This window comes from Burkholderia sp. SRS-25, from assembly GCF_004343765.1.
GTDB classification, from domain to species: Bacteria; Pseudomonadota; Gammaproteobacteria; order Burkholderiales; family Burkholderiaceae; genus Burkholderia; species Burkholderia contaminans.
The window spans coordinates 174,533-191,968 of record NZ_PTXM01000001.1; the positions used below are offsets into that span (position 1 = coordinate 174,533).

Here is a 17,436-nt window from a genome sequence, read left to right on the forward strand (position 1 = left end):
GATGACGCAACGGCGAACACGGCGACCGGCGAGAACACCCTCTGTACGTTCCCGTCCGCCTCGCGACGCCCCGCAGTTCACTTTGGATCACTAACTAAACAGCCGGGTAATGCTGCACGACACGCGCGATGGACATCGCGATCACGCGATCGCGCGCCGCCCGTGCCGGTCGACACGATGCGAGGCGACGATCGCCGGTTATCGAATCATGGAAGCCGACACGGCAAGCCCGACAGGCCGACGCCGAGCGTGCGGTTCATTCGCGCACGCGCGCGCCGTCGCGCCGAACCCGCGACGACCTCGAATCTCATGGGAAAGCGTCATTCAGACGCCGGATAGGCGAAAAGCCGGCCCGCACCCGGGGGCGGCCCGCCCTGTTTCATTCAGGAGGAGGATGGCGCCGTGCGATCCCCGGGGCTGAAGCATGCGCGGCCGGTTCGTGCGAACCGGTGCGTTGGCCTGTCATGCCTGCTGTGTTCATCGTTTTCGTACCCGCCTGATTCGAGAGCGCGCCGCGCGCGACCGTCCCCCGATGGATCGAACCCTCGGACGGCCCACGCGCAGCCACTCACCCTTTCCGTCCGGCATTCAAACGCTGTTCCGGAATCCCGGAACAGCATCGACGACTTGCCTGACGACCCCTGCACCGAATTAATCGATCGAATTTCATTGACAATTTCGTCTCGACCGGTGCCCAACATCCAATCGCATTCCAGAATTCGCCGATTTCTCTTATATCGCGACGTATTCGGCGAACAATGAAATTTGCATTACCCTCGTGCCAGTAATTCGTTCGCCGCTGCCATCCCATATCATGGAATAGAACATCGGTCGATGTCTCATTGGTATCGCATGCATCGGAATAAGACTTCGGCATGCGATCCGCGCGATTCCGACCGTTTCAAAGAACCGATTCCAGCCGCGCCGGGGCTAGTGTGCTGGCATTCGCCAGAACGAACCTTTTCCGGAGCGGAAAAATCCTTTTCCGGAGCGGACGGCATTTACATTCATACATTCCAATTAAAAATGCGATTTCCCGACTAACATGATTTCGACCAGACATCGAGGAAAAATTAATCATGAGATCCACAATTTCTTCATTCCATTTACATAGAAGGTGTCACCGACTGAACGTACGCCAAACTGATTCCCAATCCCTGCAATTCAAAGTATTCAGAATTGATTCGGAAATAAAGACCGATTATTAAAATCCGGTTCGGCATGTTTTTCCACCCCCCTTTCTTCCAGCCGGACGCCGTGGCGGCGAACACGCAACACCCCGCCGCACAAGCCCCCACATGCCGCACGGAATCCTCACAATGTGACCTGCCGTCGGCATATAATTTTTCGCAACAATCGTGCAGGCCGCGATGCACATCTTCTGACTGGCCACCCTTCCAACGCATCCGCAACCATGTCATCCCGCTCGTCCAGTCCGGCGCCGCCTCGTCCCACGCCGGATCTTGCTGACGCACATATCCTTGTCGTCGACGATCGCCCGAACGACCTGCGGCTCCTCACGGAAATCCTGCGTGCCGCACGGTGCCGGATCAGTGTCGCGTTCGACGGGCTGCAGGCGTATCACCGTGCCCAGGCGATCGCGCCCGACCTGATCCTGATGGATGTCCGCATGCCGCGCATGGACGGCTTCGCCGCGTGCCGGCTGCTGGCATCGACGCCTTCGACGCAATCGATCCCGGTCATCATCCTGACGGCCGCGGGCGATCTCGAGGATCGCATCGCGGGGCTCGAAACCGGCGCGATCGACTACATCATCAAGCCGTTCGAGCCGACCGAAGTGCTGGCCCGGATCCGCAATCACCTGAAACGCGCGCGGCGCAGCCAGCCGTTCGCGCATCTGCCCGAGCTGCCCGACAACCCGGATGCGGCCCTCGTGCGCGCGGCGTCCGAGGTCCTGCTGCGCGACCTGCGCCATCCGCCGGCACTCGAGGCGCTCGCCAGACAGGTCGGTACGCACGAGAAGCGCCTGTCCCGCGTGTTCCGCGATCATCTCGGCCAGACGGTGTTCGAATATCTGCGCGACACGCGCCTGCGCGCCGCGATGCATTTCCTCGCAGAGACCTCGATGGGAATCGGCGACATCGCCGAGGAAATCGGCTTTTCCACGCCCGGCAACTTCGCCACCGCCTTCCGCGAACGCTTCGGCATCACGCCGTCCGACTGGCGGCGCCAGCGCCATGCGGTCAATGCCCCGCCCGCCACACCCGGGGCGCACCATCACGATGGTTAGGCGCCACGCGGCATGGGCATCCGGATGTCGCGCGGTGCTGCTGTTTCTGCTCGCGATGGCCGTCATCTGCGCGACGGCGCGCGCCGCGTCGGCGCCGAACCCCGCGCAACTGGACGCCGTGTCGGTATTCGAGGACGCGAGCACGACGATGTCCGCCGATCAGGTGGCCGCACGGCTCGCCGATCCGGCGCATGGCACGCCGGTGGCCGGCACGTCGTCGTTCAACGTCGAGTTCTCGCGGTCGGCGTGGTGGATCCACGCCACGCTGACCAACCGCGACAACGCCGCGCGCCCGCTGGTGCTGGTGATTCGCGACGCCCGCGTCGACCAGGCGGACTTCTATATCGGCCGGAACGGCCGGTGGGCACTCGACAGCCGGTTCCCGGCCACCGGCCACGGCGGTGATGCCGCCGCGCCGCCATCGCGCTACCCCGCACTCGACGTCACGCTGCGCGCCGGCGAAAGCGTCCCCGTGCTGATCCGCGTCATGTCGCGCAAGGAAATGCGGCTCGCGCCGGCCGCGTTCACGCGTGCGGCGTGGGATGCGCTGGAGCGGCGCGCGACGATGTGGGACTTCGGCTTCTTCGGCGGGCTGCTCGCGCTGATGTGGTGCGCACTGCTGATCGGGTTCTTTTCGCGCAGCAGCGTGTTCCACGTGCTGGCCGCGGTGGCGCTGGGCACGACGCTGTTCGAAGCGGCTTACCGCGGCTATCTGGCGATGGCGTTGCCGCCTGCGCTGCATGAATGGTCGGCGCGCGGCGAAGTGATCTTCGCGTACCTGGCGGTGTCCTGCTTCGTCCTCTTCATCCTGATGGTCGCCCGGCGCGAGCAGGCGAAACTGCCGATGCGCGCGATCTACATGGCATTCCTCGCGCTCGAAGGTATCGGCATGATCGGCGCCGCATGCGGCGACCTGCTGACGTTCACGTGGTTCTGCCTGCGGCTGAACACGGTGCTCGGGATCGTCAACATCAGCCTCGCGCTGCTGCTCGCGATCCGCCGAACGCCGACCGGCCGCGTGATGCTGATCGCCATCGCGATCGCCACCTTCAACATGCTGATCCGCGTGCTCGACGGCATGAGCGCGCTGCCGCCGGCGCTCGCCTGGCTGAAATCCGACATCTTCCCGAACCCCGTCATCGCGATCGTGGGGCTCGCCACGCACCTGCTGGTGCTCGCCGCGTGGATTCATCACGTCGGCCGCCAGCGCACCGAGGCGAGGAAGCGGCTCGAGCACTGGCAGCTCACCGAACAGGATCGCCTGCGCGACGAAGTCGCACGACGCACGCTCGCGCTCAACGACGCGCTGCAACAGGTGACGACCCACATGCAGCAGAAGATCGAGACGCTCGGCTACGTCAGCCACGACCTGCGCGCGCCGCTGTCCACGATCAACGGCTACGCGAAGCTGCTGCTGCAAGGCGCGACGCGCGGCCAGGCGCGGCTGATCCGGTCGATCGACCGCAGCATCCGCTACCAGCTCACGCTGATCGACGAACTGCTCGCGTTCACGAAGGCCGAGCTGCAGCCGCTCGGCGTGACGCCGGACGCCACCGACCTGCCCGGCCTGCTCGACGACATCGGCCACTATGCGGTCGCGCTGTGCGCGCAACAGGACAACCGTTTCGTCTACCGGCCGGCCACGCCGCTGCCGCGCACGGTGTCGATCGACGGCATGCGGCTGCAGCAGGTGCTGCTCAACCTGCTGTCCAACGCATCGAAGTTCACGCGCGACGGCACGGTCACGCTGTCGATTCATGCCGCGCGCGAAGGCGACACCTGGCGCCTGCTGTTCGAAGTGGCCGATACGGGCATCGGGATCGACATCAGCGGAAACCGCGACATCTTCCGCGCGTACCAGCAGGTGCAGGCCGTGAACGGCGGCACCGGGCTCGGCCTGTTCATCGCGCAGCGCATCGTCGGCGCGATGGGGGGCGAGCTGGCCGTCGCCAGCCAGCCGGGCATCGGCACGGCGTTCTCGTTCGCGATCGTCGCGCCGGCCGTCGGGCACGCGCTCGTGCCGGTGTCGGAGCTCGTCCGGCGGTTTCATCCGGACGGCGAGGCCGAGCCGGACATCCCCGCGCCCACGATGCCGTGCCCGCCCGACGACGCGCTCGACCAGCTGATCCTGCTGGCCGACAACGGGCAACTGACCGATATCGAGGAATGGCTCGGCCCGTATGCGGGCGAGCCGGATTACGCGGCCTTCGTGCGGGACGTGCGAGAACACCTCGATGCACTGGACCTGGACGCGATCGGGAACCTGGCCCGCTCGCTGAAACATGCGCGCCGCGCCGCGACGGCGTTCGACGCCGAAGCCGACACGGCCGGGCCGGCCTGACAGCACGGGCCACCGCGCCGCGCACGCGCCGATCGGGCAGCGGCGGGCCGCCGGATGCGACAGCCCGCGCATCGGCACTGCCCACCGTCGCGTCAGGGCGCTTCGTGCCGCTGCCCCGCCGGCCGATGCGCGCTACAGCCGCCGCATCGTCGAAACCAGCGCGGCATCCTCGTCCGGCGATGCTGGCCGCGCCTGTGCGGGGCCGCGTTTCGGCCTCGGCGCCCCAAGCCCCGTGCCGCCCGTGCGCCGCCGCGCCGCGTGCCGTTCGATCACACGTTGCAGCACGCAGAACACGCACAGCAGCGCGCCGACCACGATCCGCGTCCACCACGAACTCAACGTGCCGTCGAACGTGATCAGCACCTGGATCGTGCCGAGGATGCCGACCCCGAACACCGAGCCGATCACGTAGCCCACGCCGCCCGTGAGCAGCGTGCCGCCGATCACGGTCGCGGCGATCGCGTCGAGCTCCATCCCCTGTGCCTGCAACCCGTAACCCGACAGCACGTACAGCGTGAACACGACGCCGCCGAGCGCCGAACAGAAGCCGCTCAGCGCGTACACGCCGACCTTCGTGCGCGCGACCGGCAGCCCCATCAGCAGCGCCGAACGCTCGTTGCCGCCGATCGCGTAAACGTTGCGGCCGAAGCGCGTGAAATGCGCGACGTAGATCGCGCCGGCCAGCGTCGCGAGCGCGATCAACGCGCCCGCGCTCAGCGTGCCGCCGCCCACCGGCACGCTGAAGCCCGCGATCGCATGAAACACCGGCTCGTTGATCGTGATCGACTGCGTCGTGATCAGGAAGCACGCGCCGCGCGCGAGAAACATCCCGGCCAGCGTGACGATGAACGGCTGCAGCCGGAAATAATGGATCAACGCACCCATCGCCGCGCCGTACAGCGCGCCGAACGCGAGTACCAGCGGCACGATCACCCACACGGGCCAGTGCAGCCGCTCGGCGCCGACCGCGCAGAAGATCGTCGTCAGCGCGACGACCGAGCCGACCGACAGGTCGATTCCGCCCGACACGATCACGAACGTCATCCCGATCGCGACGATCAGCAGGAAGGCGTTGTCGACGAGCAGCCCGGTCAGCACCTGCATCGAGAAAAAGCCCGTGTAGGTCACGGACCCGAAGCCGAACAGCGCGGCGAACAGCACGATCGTCACGACGATCGGCAGCGTGCGCGGGTCGGCGAGCCGGACAAGGAATCGATTCATCGCGGCGTCGCTCCGGAAGTGGCGCGCGAACGCGCGGAAGACAGCAGCCGCGACGCGTGCCGGACGACCAGCGCGCGCGCCGCGTCCGACTGGATCAGCGTCACGACGATCACGACGACCGCCTTGACGACGAGCGTCGCCTCCGGCGGCACGCCGATCGAATAGGTCGTGTAGGTGAGCGTCTGGATGATCAGCGCGCCGAGCACCGAGCCGGCGAGGCTGAAACGGCCGCCGAGCAGCGACGTGCCGCCGAGCGTCACCGCGAGGATCGCGTCGAGTTCGAGCAGCAGCCCCGCGTTGTTCCCGTCGGCACTGCGCACGTTCGAGCTGGCCAGGATGCCCGCGAGCGCCGACATCACGCCCGAGCACAGGTACACGCCGAACACGATCGCGCCCGAGCGCAATCCCACGAGCCGTGTCGCGACCGGGTTCACGCCGATCGCACGGATGAACAGCCCGAGCGCCGTGCGGTTCACCAGCAGCGCGGTCGCCGCGATCGTCGCCAGCGCGATCCACACCGCGCACGGCACGGCCGCGAGATAGCCGCCGCCGAGCGCGAGGTAGCCGGGCGCGCCGATCGGGATGATCTGGCCGCCCGTCAGCAGTTGCGCGACGCCGCGGCCGGCCACCATCAGGATCAGCGTCGCGATGATCGGCTGCATCCCGACGAACGCCACCAGCAGCCCGTTCCATGCGCCGGCCAGCAGCCCGACGCCGAGCGCGGCGGCCAGTGCCGTGCCGACCCGCGACGGGTCCGCATCGAGCACGATCGCCGCGGCTGCCCCTGCGATCGCGACGATCGCGCCGACCGAGATGTCGATCCCGCGGGTCGCGATCACGAGCGTCATCCCGAGCGACACGATCACGAGCGGCGCCGCGCGGTTCAGGATGTCGACCGGCGCGCCGAACAGGTGACCGTCGAGCAGCGTGATCGACAGGAAGCCCGGGCGATGCGCGACGTCGAGCGCGAACAGCAGGACGAGCGTCAATGCCGGCCACGCGAGCGAATGACGAAACAGCGTGCGCAGCAGCGTCATGACTGGCCTCCCGCGATCAGCCGGTACACCTGCTCCTCGGATGCATCGGCGCCGGTGAGTTCGGCGACCTTGCGGCGGTCGCGCAACACCGCGATCCGGTGGCTCACGCGCACGACTTCGCTGATCTCCGACGAGATGAACAGGATCGCGAGCCCTTGCGCGCACAGCGCGAGCACGCGCTCCATGATGTCGAATTTCGCGGCGACGTCGATGCCGCGGGTCGGCTCGTCGAGGATCAGCAGCTTCGGCTCCGTCGCAAGCCAGCGCGCAAGCAGCACCTTCTGCTGGTTGCCGCCCGACAGCAGCCCGATCGGCTGCTCCGCGTCGCGCGCCTTGATGCCGAGCCGTGCGATGTACGTATCGGCGAGCTCGCGCTGCCGCGCCCGCCCGATCAGCCGCCACCAGCCGCGACGCGCCTGCAGCGCGAGAATGATGTTCTCGCGGATCGACAGCGCGGCGACGATGCCCTCCTTCTTGCGATCCTCCGGGCAATACGCGATGCCGTTGCGGACCGCGTCGTGCGGCGACGCGAGCCGCGTGCGCGCGCCGTCGATCTCGATCGCGCCGGTGTCCGCACGTTCCGCGGCGAATGCCAGCTGCGCGGTTTCGGTGCGCCCCGAGCCGAGCAGCCCGGCCAGCCCGACGATCTCGCCGGGCCGCACGTCGAGGTCGAGCGGGCTCATCATCCCGCGCCGGCCGACCTGCTGCATCGACAGGAACGGTTCCGCCTCGCCGGCGGTGCGTTCGACCGCCGCCGCACCTGCCTGCAGCGTGTCGGACATCCGTTCGCGGCCGGTCATCTTCGCGACCAGCACGTCGACCGGCAAGTCGCGCGCGAGATACTCGCCTTCGCGCTCGCCGTTGCGCATCACGGTGATCCGGTCGGACACCGCATAGGTCTGCTCGAGAAAGTGCGTGACGAACAGGATCGCGATGCCCGATGCCTTCAGTCGGCGCAGCACGTCGAACAGCCGCGCGACCTCGCCGTCGTCGAGGCTCGACGTCGGCTCGTCGAGAATCAGCACGCGCGCGTCGACCGACACGGCCCGTGCGATCGCCACCATCTGCTGCACGGCGATCGGATACGCGTCGAGCGAGCGCGTGACGTCGAGCGACAGGTCGAGTTCGGCCAGCGCCGCACGCGAGCGCGCATGAATCGTGTTCCAGTCGATCGCGCCGCGCCGCATCGGCTGCCGGCCCGCGAAGATGTTCTCCGCGACCGACAGGTTCGCGCACAGGTTCACTTCCTGGTAGAGCGTCTGGATGCCGGCCGCCTCGGCCTCACGCGGCGCGGCGAAATTCACCGGCGCGCCGCCGACGCGAATCTCGCCCGCGTCGTGCGCATGCACGCCGGTGAGCACGTTGATCAGCGTCGACTTGCCCGCGCCGTTCTGGCCCATCAGCGCGTGGATCTCACCCGGAAACAGCCGGAAGTTCACGCGCTGCAGCGCGTTCACGCCCGGAAACGACTTGTCGATGCCGATCATTTCGACCACCGGCGATCTCTCCATGCATCCTCCCTCGAAGCGGTTGGCGCCCGGGCGGCCGCCACGCCGCCGCCCGCGCCGGATCGTCGGTACGTGGCTCAGTACTTGCGGGTCGGCAGCACCTGGGCCGCGACGTTCATCGGGAACACCGTCTCGTTCGTCACGATGCGCTTGGGCAACTGCTTGCCGGCGACGACGTCCTTCACCGCGCTCATCAGTTGCGGGCCGAGCAGCGGGCTGCATTCGACGTCGACGTTGATCTTGCCGGCGACCATCGCCTGGAAGCCGCCCTTCGTCGCGTCGAACGACACGACGCTCACGTCCTTGCCGGGTTTGATCCCCGCCTCTTCCATCGCCTGGATCGCACCGAGCGCCATGTCGTCGTTGTGCGCGTAGACGACGTTGATCTGCTTGCCGTAAGTCTTCGCGAACGCTTCCATCACCTGCTTGCCGCCGGCGAGCGTGAAGTCGCCGCTCTGCGACGCGATCACCTTGAATTTCGGATTGCTCTTGATCACTTCGAGCAGGCCGGCACGCCGGTCGTTGGCCGGCGCCGAGCCGACCGTGCCCTGCAGCTCGACGATGTTGATCGGGCCTGCGTCGTTCTTGTAGCGCTCTTCGAGCCAGTGGCCCGCGCGCCGTCCTTCCTCGAGGAAGTCGGAGCCGATCATCGTCACGTACAGCGACGGGTCCTTCACGTCGACGCCGCGGTCGGTCAGGATCACCGGAATGTGGGCTGCCTTCGCTTCGGTCAACACGGGCTCCCAGCCCGATTCGACGACCGGCGAGAACGCGATCACGTCGACCTTCTGCGCGATGAACGAACGGATCGCACGAATCTGGTTCTCCTGCTTCTGCTGCGCGTCGGAGAATTTCAGGTTGATACCGGCGTCCTTCGCCGCGCCCTTCACCGACACGGTGTTCGCGGTGCGCCACGCGCTTTCCGCGCCGACCTGCGAGAAACCGAGCGTGATCGGTTTCTGCTGAGCGTGCGCGCCGCCGGCCAGCACCGCCGCCGCGGCAACGATCGCGCCGGCTGCCAGCTTCCTGATGAATGTCATGGTTCGTCTCCGATGATGTCGTTGTGTGCCGCTGCGCTGTTGTGTTTCTGCTTGGCGCGGGCGCGGATCGGGGCTGTGCGCCGGCCGGAGGCGTCGCGCCGGCCCGGTCTGCATGCCCCGCATCAGTCTAGAAACAAGTCCGATAACCTTCTAATGAAATATTGGATTGCGGCGATATCGGATTCGGCATACGTATAAACACCTAAGCATGCGGGCAGGCCCGCCGCGTGCGGCGCACGGTTCTTGCTCGGCCGCCACGACTGCCCTCCGTGCCAGGCGCGGCGGTGCGCGAACGAAAAGGAGCGAAGAATGGTTGCAGCCCGTCAGCGCGGGTCGCCGCGCACTGACAGCACCGCCGGCCGGAGCCCTCGCGGCATGAAGCAGCGCGCCCCCCGCACGGGCGCGACGCTACGTCATGTCGACGACCGACCCCCCGGCTACACGCGCCGCCGCCTGCGCAACGGCTTCGCGTACTACCGGCAGGACGGCGCCAGGATTCGGGATGCCGCGGAAATCGCCCGCATCGACGCCCTCGCGATCCCGCCCGCCTATACCGACGTGTGGATCTGCGCGGATCCGCTCGGACATCTTCAGGCGACGGGCCGCGACGCGCGCGGCCGCAAGCAGTATCGCTATCACCCGCAATGGCGGGCGACGCGCGACGCGAACAAATACGCGCGGATGGCGGCATTCGCACGTGCGCTGCCGCGTATCCGCGCACGCGTCGCGCACGATCTCGCGTTGCCGGGCATGCCACGCGACAAGGTCGTCGCGACAATCGTCCGGTTGCTCGACACGACGCTCGCGCGGGTCGGCAATGCGGAATACGCGCGCGACAACGGGTCGTACGGATTGACGACGCTGCGCAAGCGCCATCTGACGCTCGAACCCGGCCAGGTACGCCTGCGCTTCGCCGGCAAGAGCGGCATCGAGCATGACGTGACGGTCGACGATGCGCGTGTCGCGCGGATCGTACGGCGCTGCGCCGAACTGCACGGGCACGAGCTGTTCCAGTATGTCGACGATGACGGCATGCGCCACGCAGTCGGCTCGTCCGACGTGAACGACTACCTGCGCGCGGCGAGCGGCACCGATTTCACCGCGAAGGATTACCGGACTTGGGCCGGCAGCGTGCACGCGCTCGCGTTGTTACGGCGCGCGCCGCATCGCGGCGTGACGCACGCGCGCAAGCAGATCGTCGAGACCGTGCGGGAGGTGGCCGACCTGCTGCGCAACACGCCGGCCGTGTGCCGGCGCTGCTACATCCATCCCGACGTGCTCGATGCATTCGAGTCGGGTGCGCTGGCTACGCTCGCGGTGTCGCGCACGCCGCGTGGGCTGCGCGTGGACGAAGCGGCGTTCGCGGCGTTGCTCGGCTGCGCAGGTCGGCGCACTGGGAAATGACTGCGCACATCCCCTGGACACCCGCTTCGACGCAGCCGGCCCCACACGAACCCGTGTCGTTTACCACCGGGTTCCGGGCGCATGACCGATAGTCGCCGGCGCCCGTTTCTCTAAACTGGCTCTCACACAACCCTGCCCGATGTCGCCCGCAACGCGCGTCACTTCACCGACATCGGGGCGCCCCGAGACACCTGCCTTCGCTGCCCATCGGCCCGCACGACTCCACTGCACACCCGCCCGGCCGGCTGCCAAGGCAATTCCAGGAGAGTTCATTGAGCCCGTCGCAAGCGCACGCCGCGAAAGCCCGATCTTCGCGCCAGTCCGTCAAGCTGGATGACATCACGATCGTCGACCCCGCCGTCCTCAAGCGCGCGGTCGGCGCCATGGCATTCGGCAACGCGATGGAATGGTTCGACTTCGGCGTGTACAGCTATATCGCCGTCACGCTCGGCAAGGTGTTCTTCCCGTCCAGCAGCCCGTCCGCGCAGTTGCTCGCAACCTTCGGCACGTTCGCGGCCGCGTTCCTCGTGCGCCCGCTCGGCGGCATGGTGTTCGGCCCGCTCGGCGACCGCATCGGCCGCCAGCGCGTGCTCGCCGCCACGATGATCATGATGGCCGCCGGCACCTTCGCGATCGGCCTGATCCCCAGCTACGCGTCGATCGGCATCATGGCGCCCGTGCTGCTGCTCGTCGCCCGCCTCGTGCAGGGTTTCTCGACCGGCGGCGAATACGGCGGCGCAGCCACCTTCATCGCCGAATTCTCGACCGACAAGCGCCGCGGCTTCATGGGCAGCTTCCTCGAATTCGGCACGCTGATCGGTTATACGCTCGGCGCGGCGACGGTCGCGCTGCTCACCGCGTCGCTGTCGCAGGAAGCGCTGCTGTCGTGGGGCTGGCGCGTGCCGTTCTTCATCGCCGGCCCGCTCGGTCTCGTGGGACTCTATGTCCGGCTGAAACTCGAGGAAACGCCCGCCTTCAAGAAGGAGGCCGAAGCACGCGAAGCGGACGAACGCACGCGGCCGAAACAACGCTTCACGACGCTGCTCGTCGAACAGTGGAAACCGCTGCTGCAATGCGTCGGCCTCGTGCTGATCTTCAACGTGACCGACTACATGGCGCTGTCGTACCTGCCGAGCTATCTGTCAGCGACGCTGCACTTCCGCGAATCGCACGGCCTGTTCCTGGTGCTGCTCGTGATGGTGCTGATGATGCCGATGACGCTCTACGCCGGGCACCTGTCGGACAGGATCGGCCGCAAACCGGTGATGATGGCGGGCTGCGTGGGCCTGCTCGTGCTGGCCGTGCCGGCGCTGATGCTGATCCGCACCGGCGGCATGCTGCCCGTGTTCGGCGGGATGCTGATCTACGGGGTACTGCTGTCGACGTTCACCGGCGTGATGCCGTCGGCGCTGCCCGCGCTGTTCCCCACGCGCATCCGCTACGGCGCGCTCGCGATCGGCTTCAACGTGTCGGTGTCGCTGTTCGGCGGCACGACGCCGCTCGTCACCGCGTGGCTGGTCGATCGCACCGGCGACCTGATGATGCCCGCGTACTACCTGATGGGCGCATCGTTCATCGGCATCGTGTCGGTGCTCGCGCTGCGCGAAACGGCGCGCCAGCCGCTGCCCGGCTCCGCGCCGTGCGTCGCGAGCCGCGCTGAGGCGCTGAACCTCGTTCGCGGCCGGGCCGACGAAGCGCGCGGCCGGGACAGGAAGCTCACGCCGGTCAGCGAACGCGCGTGATGCGGGCGCGGGTTGCGCGGGCTCTCATGACATGACGCGACGCCGCGCGACATGCGCCGGCGTCGCGCGCAGCGTCAACCTGCCGACAGCCGCTGCGCGTCGAACCAGTCGAGCAGCATGCGCGTGACGAACGCGGGATTTTCCAGATTCGAAATGTGGCCGGCGTCCGGCACCAGCGCATGGGTGCACCCGATCACGCTCGCCATCTTCACCGTTTCCGACGGCGGGCGCGCCATGTCGCCCGCGCCGCACATCAGCAGCGTGCGTTCGGCGTCCAGTTCGGCGAGGGCCGACAGCGTGTCGGGCCGGCCGAAGATCAGCCGGCCGAGCGGAACGATCGATTGCCGCAACCGGTCGGCCGGCAGGCTCGCCAGCGCGTCGCGAAACGCGGACGGCACCGGGCTCGCCAGATTGACATCCGGCCGGAAGAACAGCGGCACGATCGCATCGAGCAGCGGCGGCGCAATACGGCCCGCGGCGGCGATGGCGTCAAGCATCCCGAAGTAGCGCAGCCGCGTCGCATCGGGCTCGGCCTCGAGCGACGCATCCATCAGCACGAGCGAACGCACGCGCTGCGGTTCGCGCAACGCGAGCCGCGCCCCCCACATGCCGCCGACGCTGAGCCCGACCAGCGCGCACTGTTCGATCGCCAGCGCGTCGAGCAGCGTACTCGCCTGCGCGGCAAGATCGTCGAGCGTCTGTGTGCCTTCGGGCAGCGCGCCCGATGCGCCGTGCCCCCACAGGTCCGGCACGATGACACGATACTGGCGCGACAGCGCGTCGATCTGCGGCGCCCACATCGCCGCATCCCACAGATAGCTGTGCCCGAGCAGCACCGGGAACCCGGTACCGTGATCCTGATAATGCAAGGTGCTGCCATGAATGTTCACTGCGGGCATGTCGTCTCCGGTGTCGGCGCGATCGGCAGCGGCCCGGAACCGGGCGCCGCGGTCGGCGGCGTGCTGCAACGAATGCGAAGCGGCGCATCATCGCACAGGTTGCGGGCGCGGCGCATGACGGATCGCACATGCGTTCGCGTCGAACCTGCCGCATGCCCTTCGACGCGCACCCGCGACGGCGTGGCGCGACCGTGCTATCCGACGCGATACATCGGCACCACGTTGCTGCCGCCCGTTTCCTGGTCCGACGCGAGCGGATGATTCGCCTGTTCGAGCAACCAGTTGGTCAGCACCGCGATATCGAACTCGTTGCATGCATCCGGGTTCTGCACCAGCACGTAGCTGCCCGATGCGACCGTGCAGTGCGGGAACAGCTCGACGAGCCGGCCCTGCTTCAGCAGACCGTCGACCAGCGGCCGCCGCCCGATCGCGATGCCGTGCCCGTCGACCGCGGCCTGCACCAGCTGGTCGTACTGGCTGAAATGCAGCGCGCCGGCGGGCCGCAGGCGCGGCACGCCCAGTTCCTTCAGCAGATGGCTCCATCCGTGCCAAGGCCACTCGCCGCGCGGATCGTCGAGATGCAGCAGCACGTGCTTGTCGAGATCCTCCGGCTTCATCGACGCGGCGTCGCCCGCCGCCGGCATCAGGCTCGGGCTGCAGACCGCCACGACACGCTCGCGAAACAGCACGTCCGTCTCGTCCGTCGACGTATACGGCCCTGCATATCGCACGGCCAGGTGCAAACGTTTGCGTTTAAGATCTTCAATTTCGCTCGTGGCCGATACGCGTACGTCGATGTCGGGGTAGCTGGCGCGGAACGAACCGAGGCGCGGAATCAGCCACAGCGCCGCGAACGAGACGGTGGTCGACAACGAAATCGCGCGCTGGCCCACACTCGACGACAGCTTGCCGATCACCGATTCCAGGTCGGACAACGCGAACGAGATCGCGTCGTACAACTCCCGCCCCTTGTCGGTCAGCGTCAGGGAACGAATGTGCCGGTGAAAGAGCTCGATCCGGAGCTGCTCCTCGAGCGCCTTGACCTGCCGACTCACGGCGGATTGCGTGACGTTCAGTTCCTGCCCGGCACGCGTAAAGCTCAAATGGCGCGCCGCGCATTCGAAGCCTCTCAGGAAATCCAGCGAAGGCATACTTCTCAATCGCTTTGCCAATCTCACATTAGCCATACCGCCGCCTCAAAGTTGCACCCACCGACAGACCAGTCGCCGTTCGTCTCCCTGAATCGTTTCTCCTTTTTGGATTCGGAAACGATTTTATATTGAAGCATGGATGCGGATCATTCTTATTTTCAATCGTGACACCCGTATTTATCTATCGATTTTCATCGGGTAGATATTCTTACATCCACATTATCAAGTAGTGATTTTGTAAATCAGTGAACAGCCGAAATGGCGCGAAAGATAACCGGCAAAGTCGCATAAAAACAGCGCATTACGGGCACAAATAGACGCCATGACAACCATACTGATGCTACAGCAGACGCACATCCGAATGCCTACAATCAAGTTTCAATTGCCAGACAGTTTTATTCCTTTACCGGATAGCGAAAAGAAAACGCACTTCAACATACACGCGGAATACTATTTAAATTCTCGTTTTCATGTTTACGAAAACATACTAAACGAATGAAATTGAATTGCGCCATTCAATTTCCGCAATTGATGAAGCAATTATGTCCGGCAATGAATATTCCGCCGACCCGAAAGGGCAACGCGCGTGCATGACGCCGCCCAGTCGTCCGGAATCGGTTCCGCCCTTTACCGGACGGGATGCGCGTCGCTATACGCTGTCCACCACGCCGTCCGTCACACGGGGCATTCGCGTGGTCACTTCGCGGCGATAGCGGTTCAGTTCCTGTGCGGTCGCGAACGTGCGCTCGAACAGGATCGACAGGTTGTGCAGGATCCGCTCGACGACCTTCTTTTCCCATTCGCCATCGAAGCGAATCTGCTCGTCGAGCCAGCGCTCGAGCCATTCCGGATCGGGCAGGCGCGACTGCACGGTGTCGCGCGGGAACAGCGCCTGGTTCACGTGCAGGTTGGTCGGGTGCAGCGGCTTCTCGGTGCGGCGCGCCGACGCCATCAGCACGCCGATCTTCGCGAACGCGGCACGTGCGACGTCGCCGCAGTTGTTCAGCGCCTTCTTCATGTAGCGCAGGTACGCGCCGCCGTGGCGTGCTTCATCGCGCGAGATCGTTTCGTAGATCTGCTTGATGACCGGCTCGGTGTGCCAGTCGGCCGCGCAACGGTACCAGTGGTTCAGGCGGATCTCGCCGCAGAAGTGCAGCATCAGCGTCTCGAGCGGCGGCGCCGGGTCGAACTGGAAGCGCACCGCGTGCAGCTCCTCTTCGGTCGGCACCATTTCCGGCTTGAAGCGGCGCAGGTATTCCATCAGCACGAGCGAATGCTTCTGCTCTTCGAAGAACCACACGCTCATGAACGCGGAAAAGTCGCTGTCGTGCCGGTTGTCGCGCAGGAACATTTCCGTCGCGGGCAGCGCCGACCATTCGGTGATCGCGTTCATCCTGATCGTCTCGGCCTGCTCGTCGGTGAGCAGCGAAGCGTCGAACTTGTCCCACGGAATGTCCTTCTCCATGTCCCAGCGCACCGCTTCCAGCGACCTGAAAAGTTCCGGATAAAGCATCGTCGTCACCGTCGTTGAAAGGCGTTCGGGCGCGGCACCGATCGGCACCATCGCGGTCATGCCGATTGCGTGGACGCCGGCGCCGCCACGTCGGCGTCGGGCGCACGGTCGTCCGCGTCGTCGTCCACCGTGCGCGGCGACAGCCTGCCGCGCAGCAGCGCGTAATAGAACTGCCGGTAGGTGCGGTGGTAATAGCGGATGCGCGGCCCGATCGCGCCATGCAGGTCGTGCAGCCGCTCGATCGGCAGGTTCGGCATCATGTGGTGCTCCACGTGATAGTTGTTGCCGTTCGTGAACCACGTCATGAACGCATTGCTTTCGATCGTCCGCGTGTTGCGGAACGGGTCGGTGCTCGTCAGGTCGCAGCGGTAATGCTCGGGCATCTCGACCAGCGCATGCACGGGCGCGGCCACGAACACGAGCGGCACGACCCACACCCACACGGCGAACCACGTGTGCAGCGCGATCGACACGCCGGCCAGCAGCGCGATCGCCGCGACCATCAGCAGGTGATCGCGGCGGATCGCACGCGACACGAGCGGGTTATCGCCGAAGCTTGCGCCCGGCACGACGAGCTTCGCGACGTTCTTCGCGAACTGGATATAGTGCGCGGCCATCGACAGCCGCCACGCCCACAGGCCGAGATTGACGACGGGGCTCGCGCCGTACTGGTCGCCGTAGTCGAAGAACTCCTTGTTCTCGGGCGTGCCGAGCAGCCGGTGGTGGCGTAGGTGGCTGTCCTGGTACGCATGGAACGACACGAGCATCGGCATGCCGAGCAGCACGCCGAACACCATGTTGAGCCGCTTGCTCCTGAATCCCTGGTAATGCAGCGCCTGGTGCTGCAGCTCGACCCCGTGCGCGTACATCGCGCCGATCAGCAGGATGCCGACGATCTTCAGGACGACATACGTCGACAGCGCGAACAGCATGCCGTGCGCGATGAGCGCGACGTAGACCGCGAGCTTCAGCGAGAAGACGACGCCGCTCGGGCGGCTCTTCATGTCTGCAACCGGTTTCTGACGGGCGAGAAGCGATGAGGTGACGGACAAAATGCTCTCCTTGGCCGGACCCTGCCCGGCACGATGACGCGGCGACACTGGCGCGCTGCCGGGTTGCAATTCTTCTGTGAGTCGATGCTTCGGACAAACGAATTTTCCGAACGCATTGCATGACGCCCGCGCATGAGCGCACCACATCGTGAACTAGACGACCGGTCGAATGCGTACCGACCATTCACCTCGCGCGGGCTCGCACGTATACGCACATGGCAGCGCCGAGTGGATGCGTGCTGCTCATGCATAGCCTGCAAATATTCCGTTTGTCGCG

The 17,436-nt window shown here is 66.2% G+C and carries 12 protein-coding genes; 4 read left to right on the forward strand and 8 right to left on the reverse strand.

All coding sequences use genetic code 11. The features are described 5' to 3' along the window. Positions 1 to 1,414 precede the first annotated feature (1,414 nt). Positions 1,415 to 2,251 (forward strand): response regulator, encoded by an 837-nt coding sequence (locus C5O79_RS00805; protein ID WP_039355697.1) that lies wholly within the window; start codon positions 1,415 to 1,417, stop codon positions 2,249 to 2,251. After that, complete coding sequence (locus C5O79_RS00810; protein ID WP_122478053.1) at positions 2,244 to 4,592, forward strand: sensor histidine kinase; 2,349 nt, start codon at positions 2,244 to 2,246, stop codon at positions 4,590 to 4,592. The genes C5O79_RS00805 and C5O79_RS00810 overlap by 8 nt, the downstream gene beginning before the upstream one ends. A gap of 132 nt (positions 4,593 to 4,724) precedes the next feature. Here the strand turns inward: C5O79_RS00810 and yjfF are convergent, their stop codons facing one another. The 4 genes from yjfF to C5O79_RS00830 form a co-directional block, all read right to left on the reverse strand. Further along, on the reverse strand, positions 4,725 to 5,813 hold the full coding sequence (gene yjfF, locus C5O79_RS00815; protein ID WP_047853216.1) for a galactofuranose ABC transporter, permease protein YjfF: 1,089 nt from the start codon (positions 5,811 to 5,813) through the stop codon (positions 4,725 to 4,727). Beyond that, positions 5,810 to 6,850 (reverse strand): ABC transporter permease, encoded by a 1,041-nt coding sequence (locus C5O79_RS00820; RefSeq protein ID WP_047853215.1) that lies wholly within the window; start codon positions 6,848 to 6,850, stop codon positions 5,810 to 5,812. Before C5O79_RS00820 ends, yjfF begins: the two co-directional genes overlap by 4 nt. Then, the gene (locus C5O79_RS00825) at positions 6,847 to 8,361 is read right to left on the reverse strand and encodes a sugar ABC transporter ATP-binding protein (protein ID WP_039355706.1); all 1,515 of its coding nucleotides are present in this window, start codon (positions 8,359 to 8,361) and stop codon (positions 6,847 to 6,849) included. Before C5O79_RS00825 ends, C5O79_RS00820 begins: the two co-directional genes overlap by 4 nt. A 74-nt stretch (positions 8,362 to 8,435) precedes the next feature. Next, positions 8,436 to 9,398, reverse strand: a complete 963-nt coding sequence (locus C5O79_RS00830; RefSeq protein WP_046547044.1) for an ABC transporter substrate-binding protein — start codon at positions 9,396 to 9,398, stop codon at positions 8,436 to 8,438. A 375-nt stretch (positions 9,399 to 9,773) separates the two neighbouring features. On the opposite strand from C5O79_RS00830, the gene C5O79_RS00835 reads away from it, so the two are divergent. Together C5O79_RS00835 and proP are read left to right on the forward strand one after the other, a co-directional pair. After that, complete coding sequence (locus C5O79_RS00835) at positions 9,774 to 10,802, forward strand: DNA topoisomerase IB (protein WP_122478054.1); 1,029 nt, start codon at positions 9,774 to 9,776, stop codon at positions 10,800 to 10,802. A gap of 272 nt (positions 10,803 to 11,074) precedes the next feature. Continuing rightward, the gene (gene proP / locus C5O79_RS00840) at positions 11,075 to 12,544 is read left to right on the forward strand and encodes a glycine betaine/L-proline transporter ProP (protein WP_122478057.1); all 1,470 of its coding nucleotides are present in this window, start codon (positions 11,075 to 11,077) and stop codon (positions 12,542 to 12,544) included. 74 nt (positions 12,545 to 12,618) lie between these two features. Here proP and C5O79_RS00845 read toward each other — a convergent pair whose 3' ends face one another. The 4 genes from C5O79_RS00845 to C5O79_RS00860 all read right to left on the reverse strand — a co-directional run bounded on the left by C5O79_RS00845 (position 12,619) and on the right by C5O79_RS00860 (position 17,111). Next, complete coding sequence (locus C5O79_RS00845) at positions 12,619 to 13,443, reverse strand: alpha/beta fold hydrolase (protein WP_122478060.1); 825 nt, start codon at positions 13,441 to 13,443, stop codon at positions 12,619 to 12,621. A 194-nt stretch (positions 13,444 to 13,637) separates the two neighbouring features. Then, complete coding sequence (locus tag C5O79_RS00850) at positions 13,638 to 14,630, reverse strand: LysR substrate-binding domain-containing protein (RefSeq protein WP_046547047.1); 993 nt, start codon at positions 14,628 to 14,630, stop codon at positions 13,638 to 13,640. Positions 14,631 to 15,243: 613 nt separating this feature from the next. Further along, complete coding sequence (locus tag C5O79_RS00855) at positions 15,244 to 16,116, reverse strand: diiron oxygenase (protein ID WP_122478998.1); 873 nt, start codon at positions 16,114 to 16,116, stop codon at positions 15,244 to 15,246. Between the two features lie 47 nt (positions 16,117 to 16,163). After that, a complete protein-coding gene (locus tag C5O79_RS00860) occupies positions 16,164 to 17,111 on the reverse strand; it encodes a fatty acid desaturase (protein WP_047853210.1) in 948 nt (315 codons plus the stop codon). Between the last annotated feature and the right edge of the window lie 325 nt (positions 17,112 to 17,436).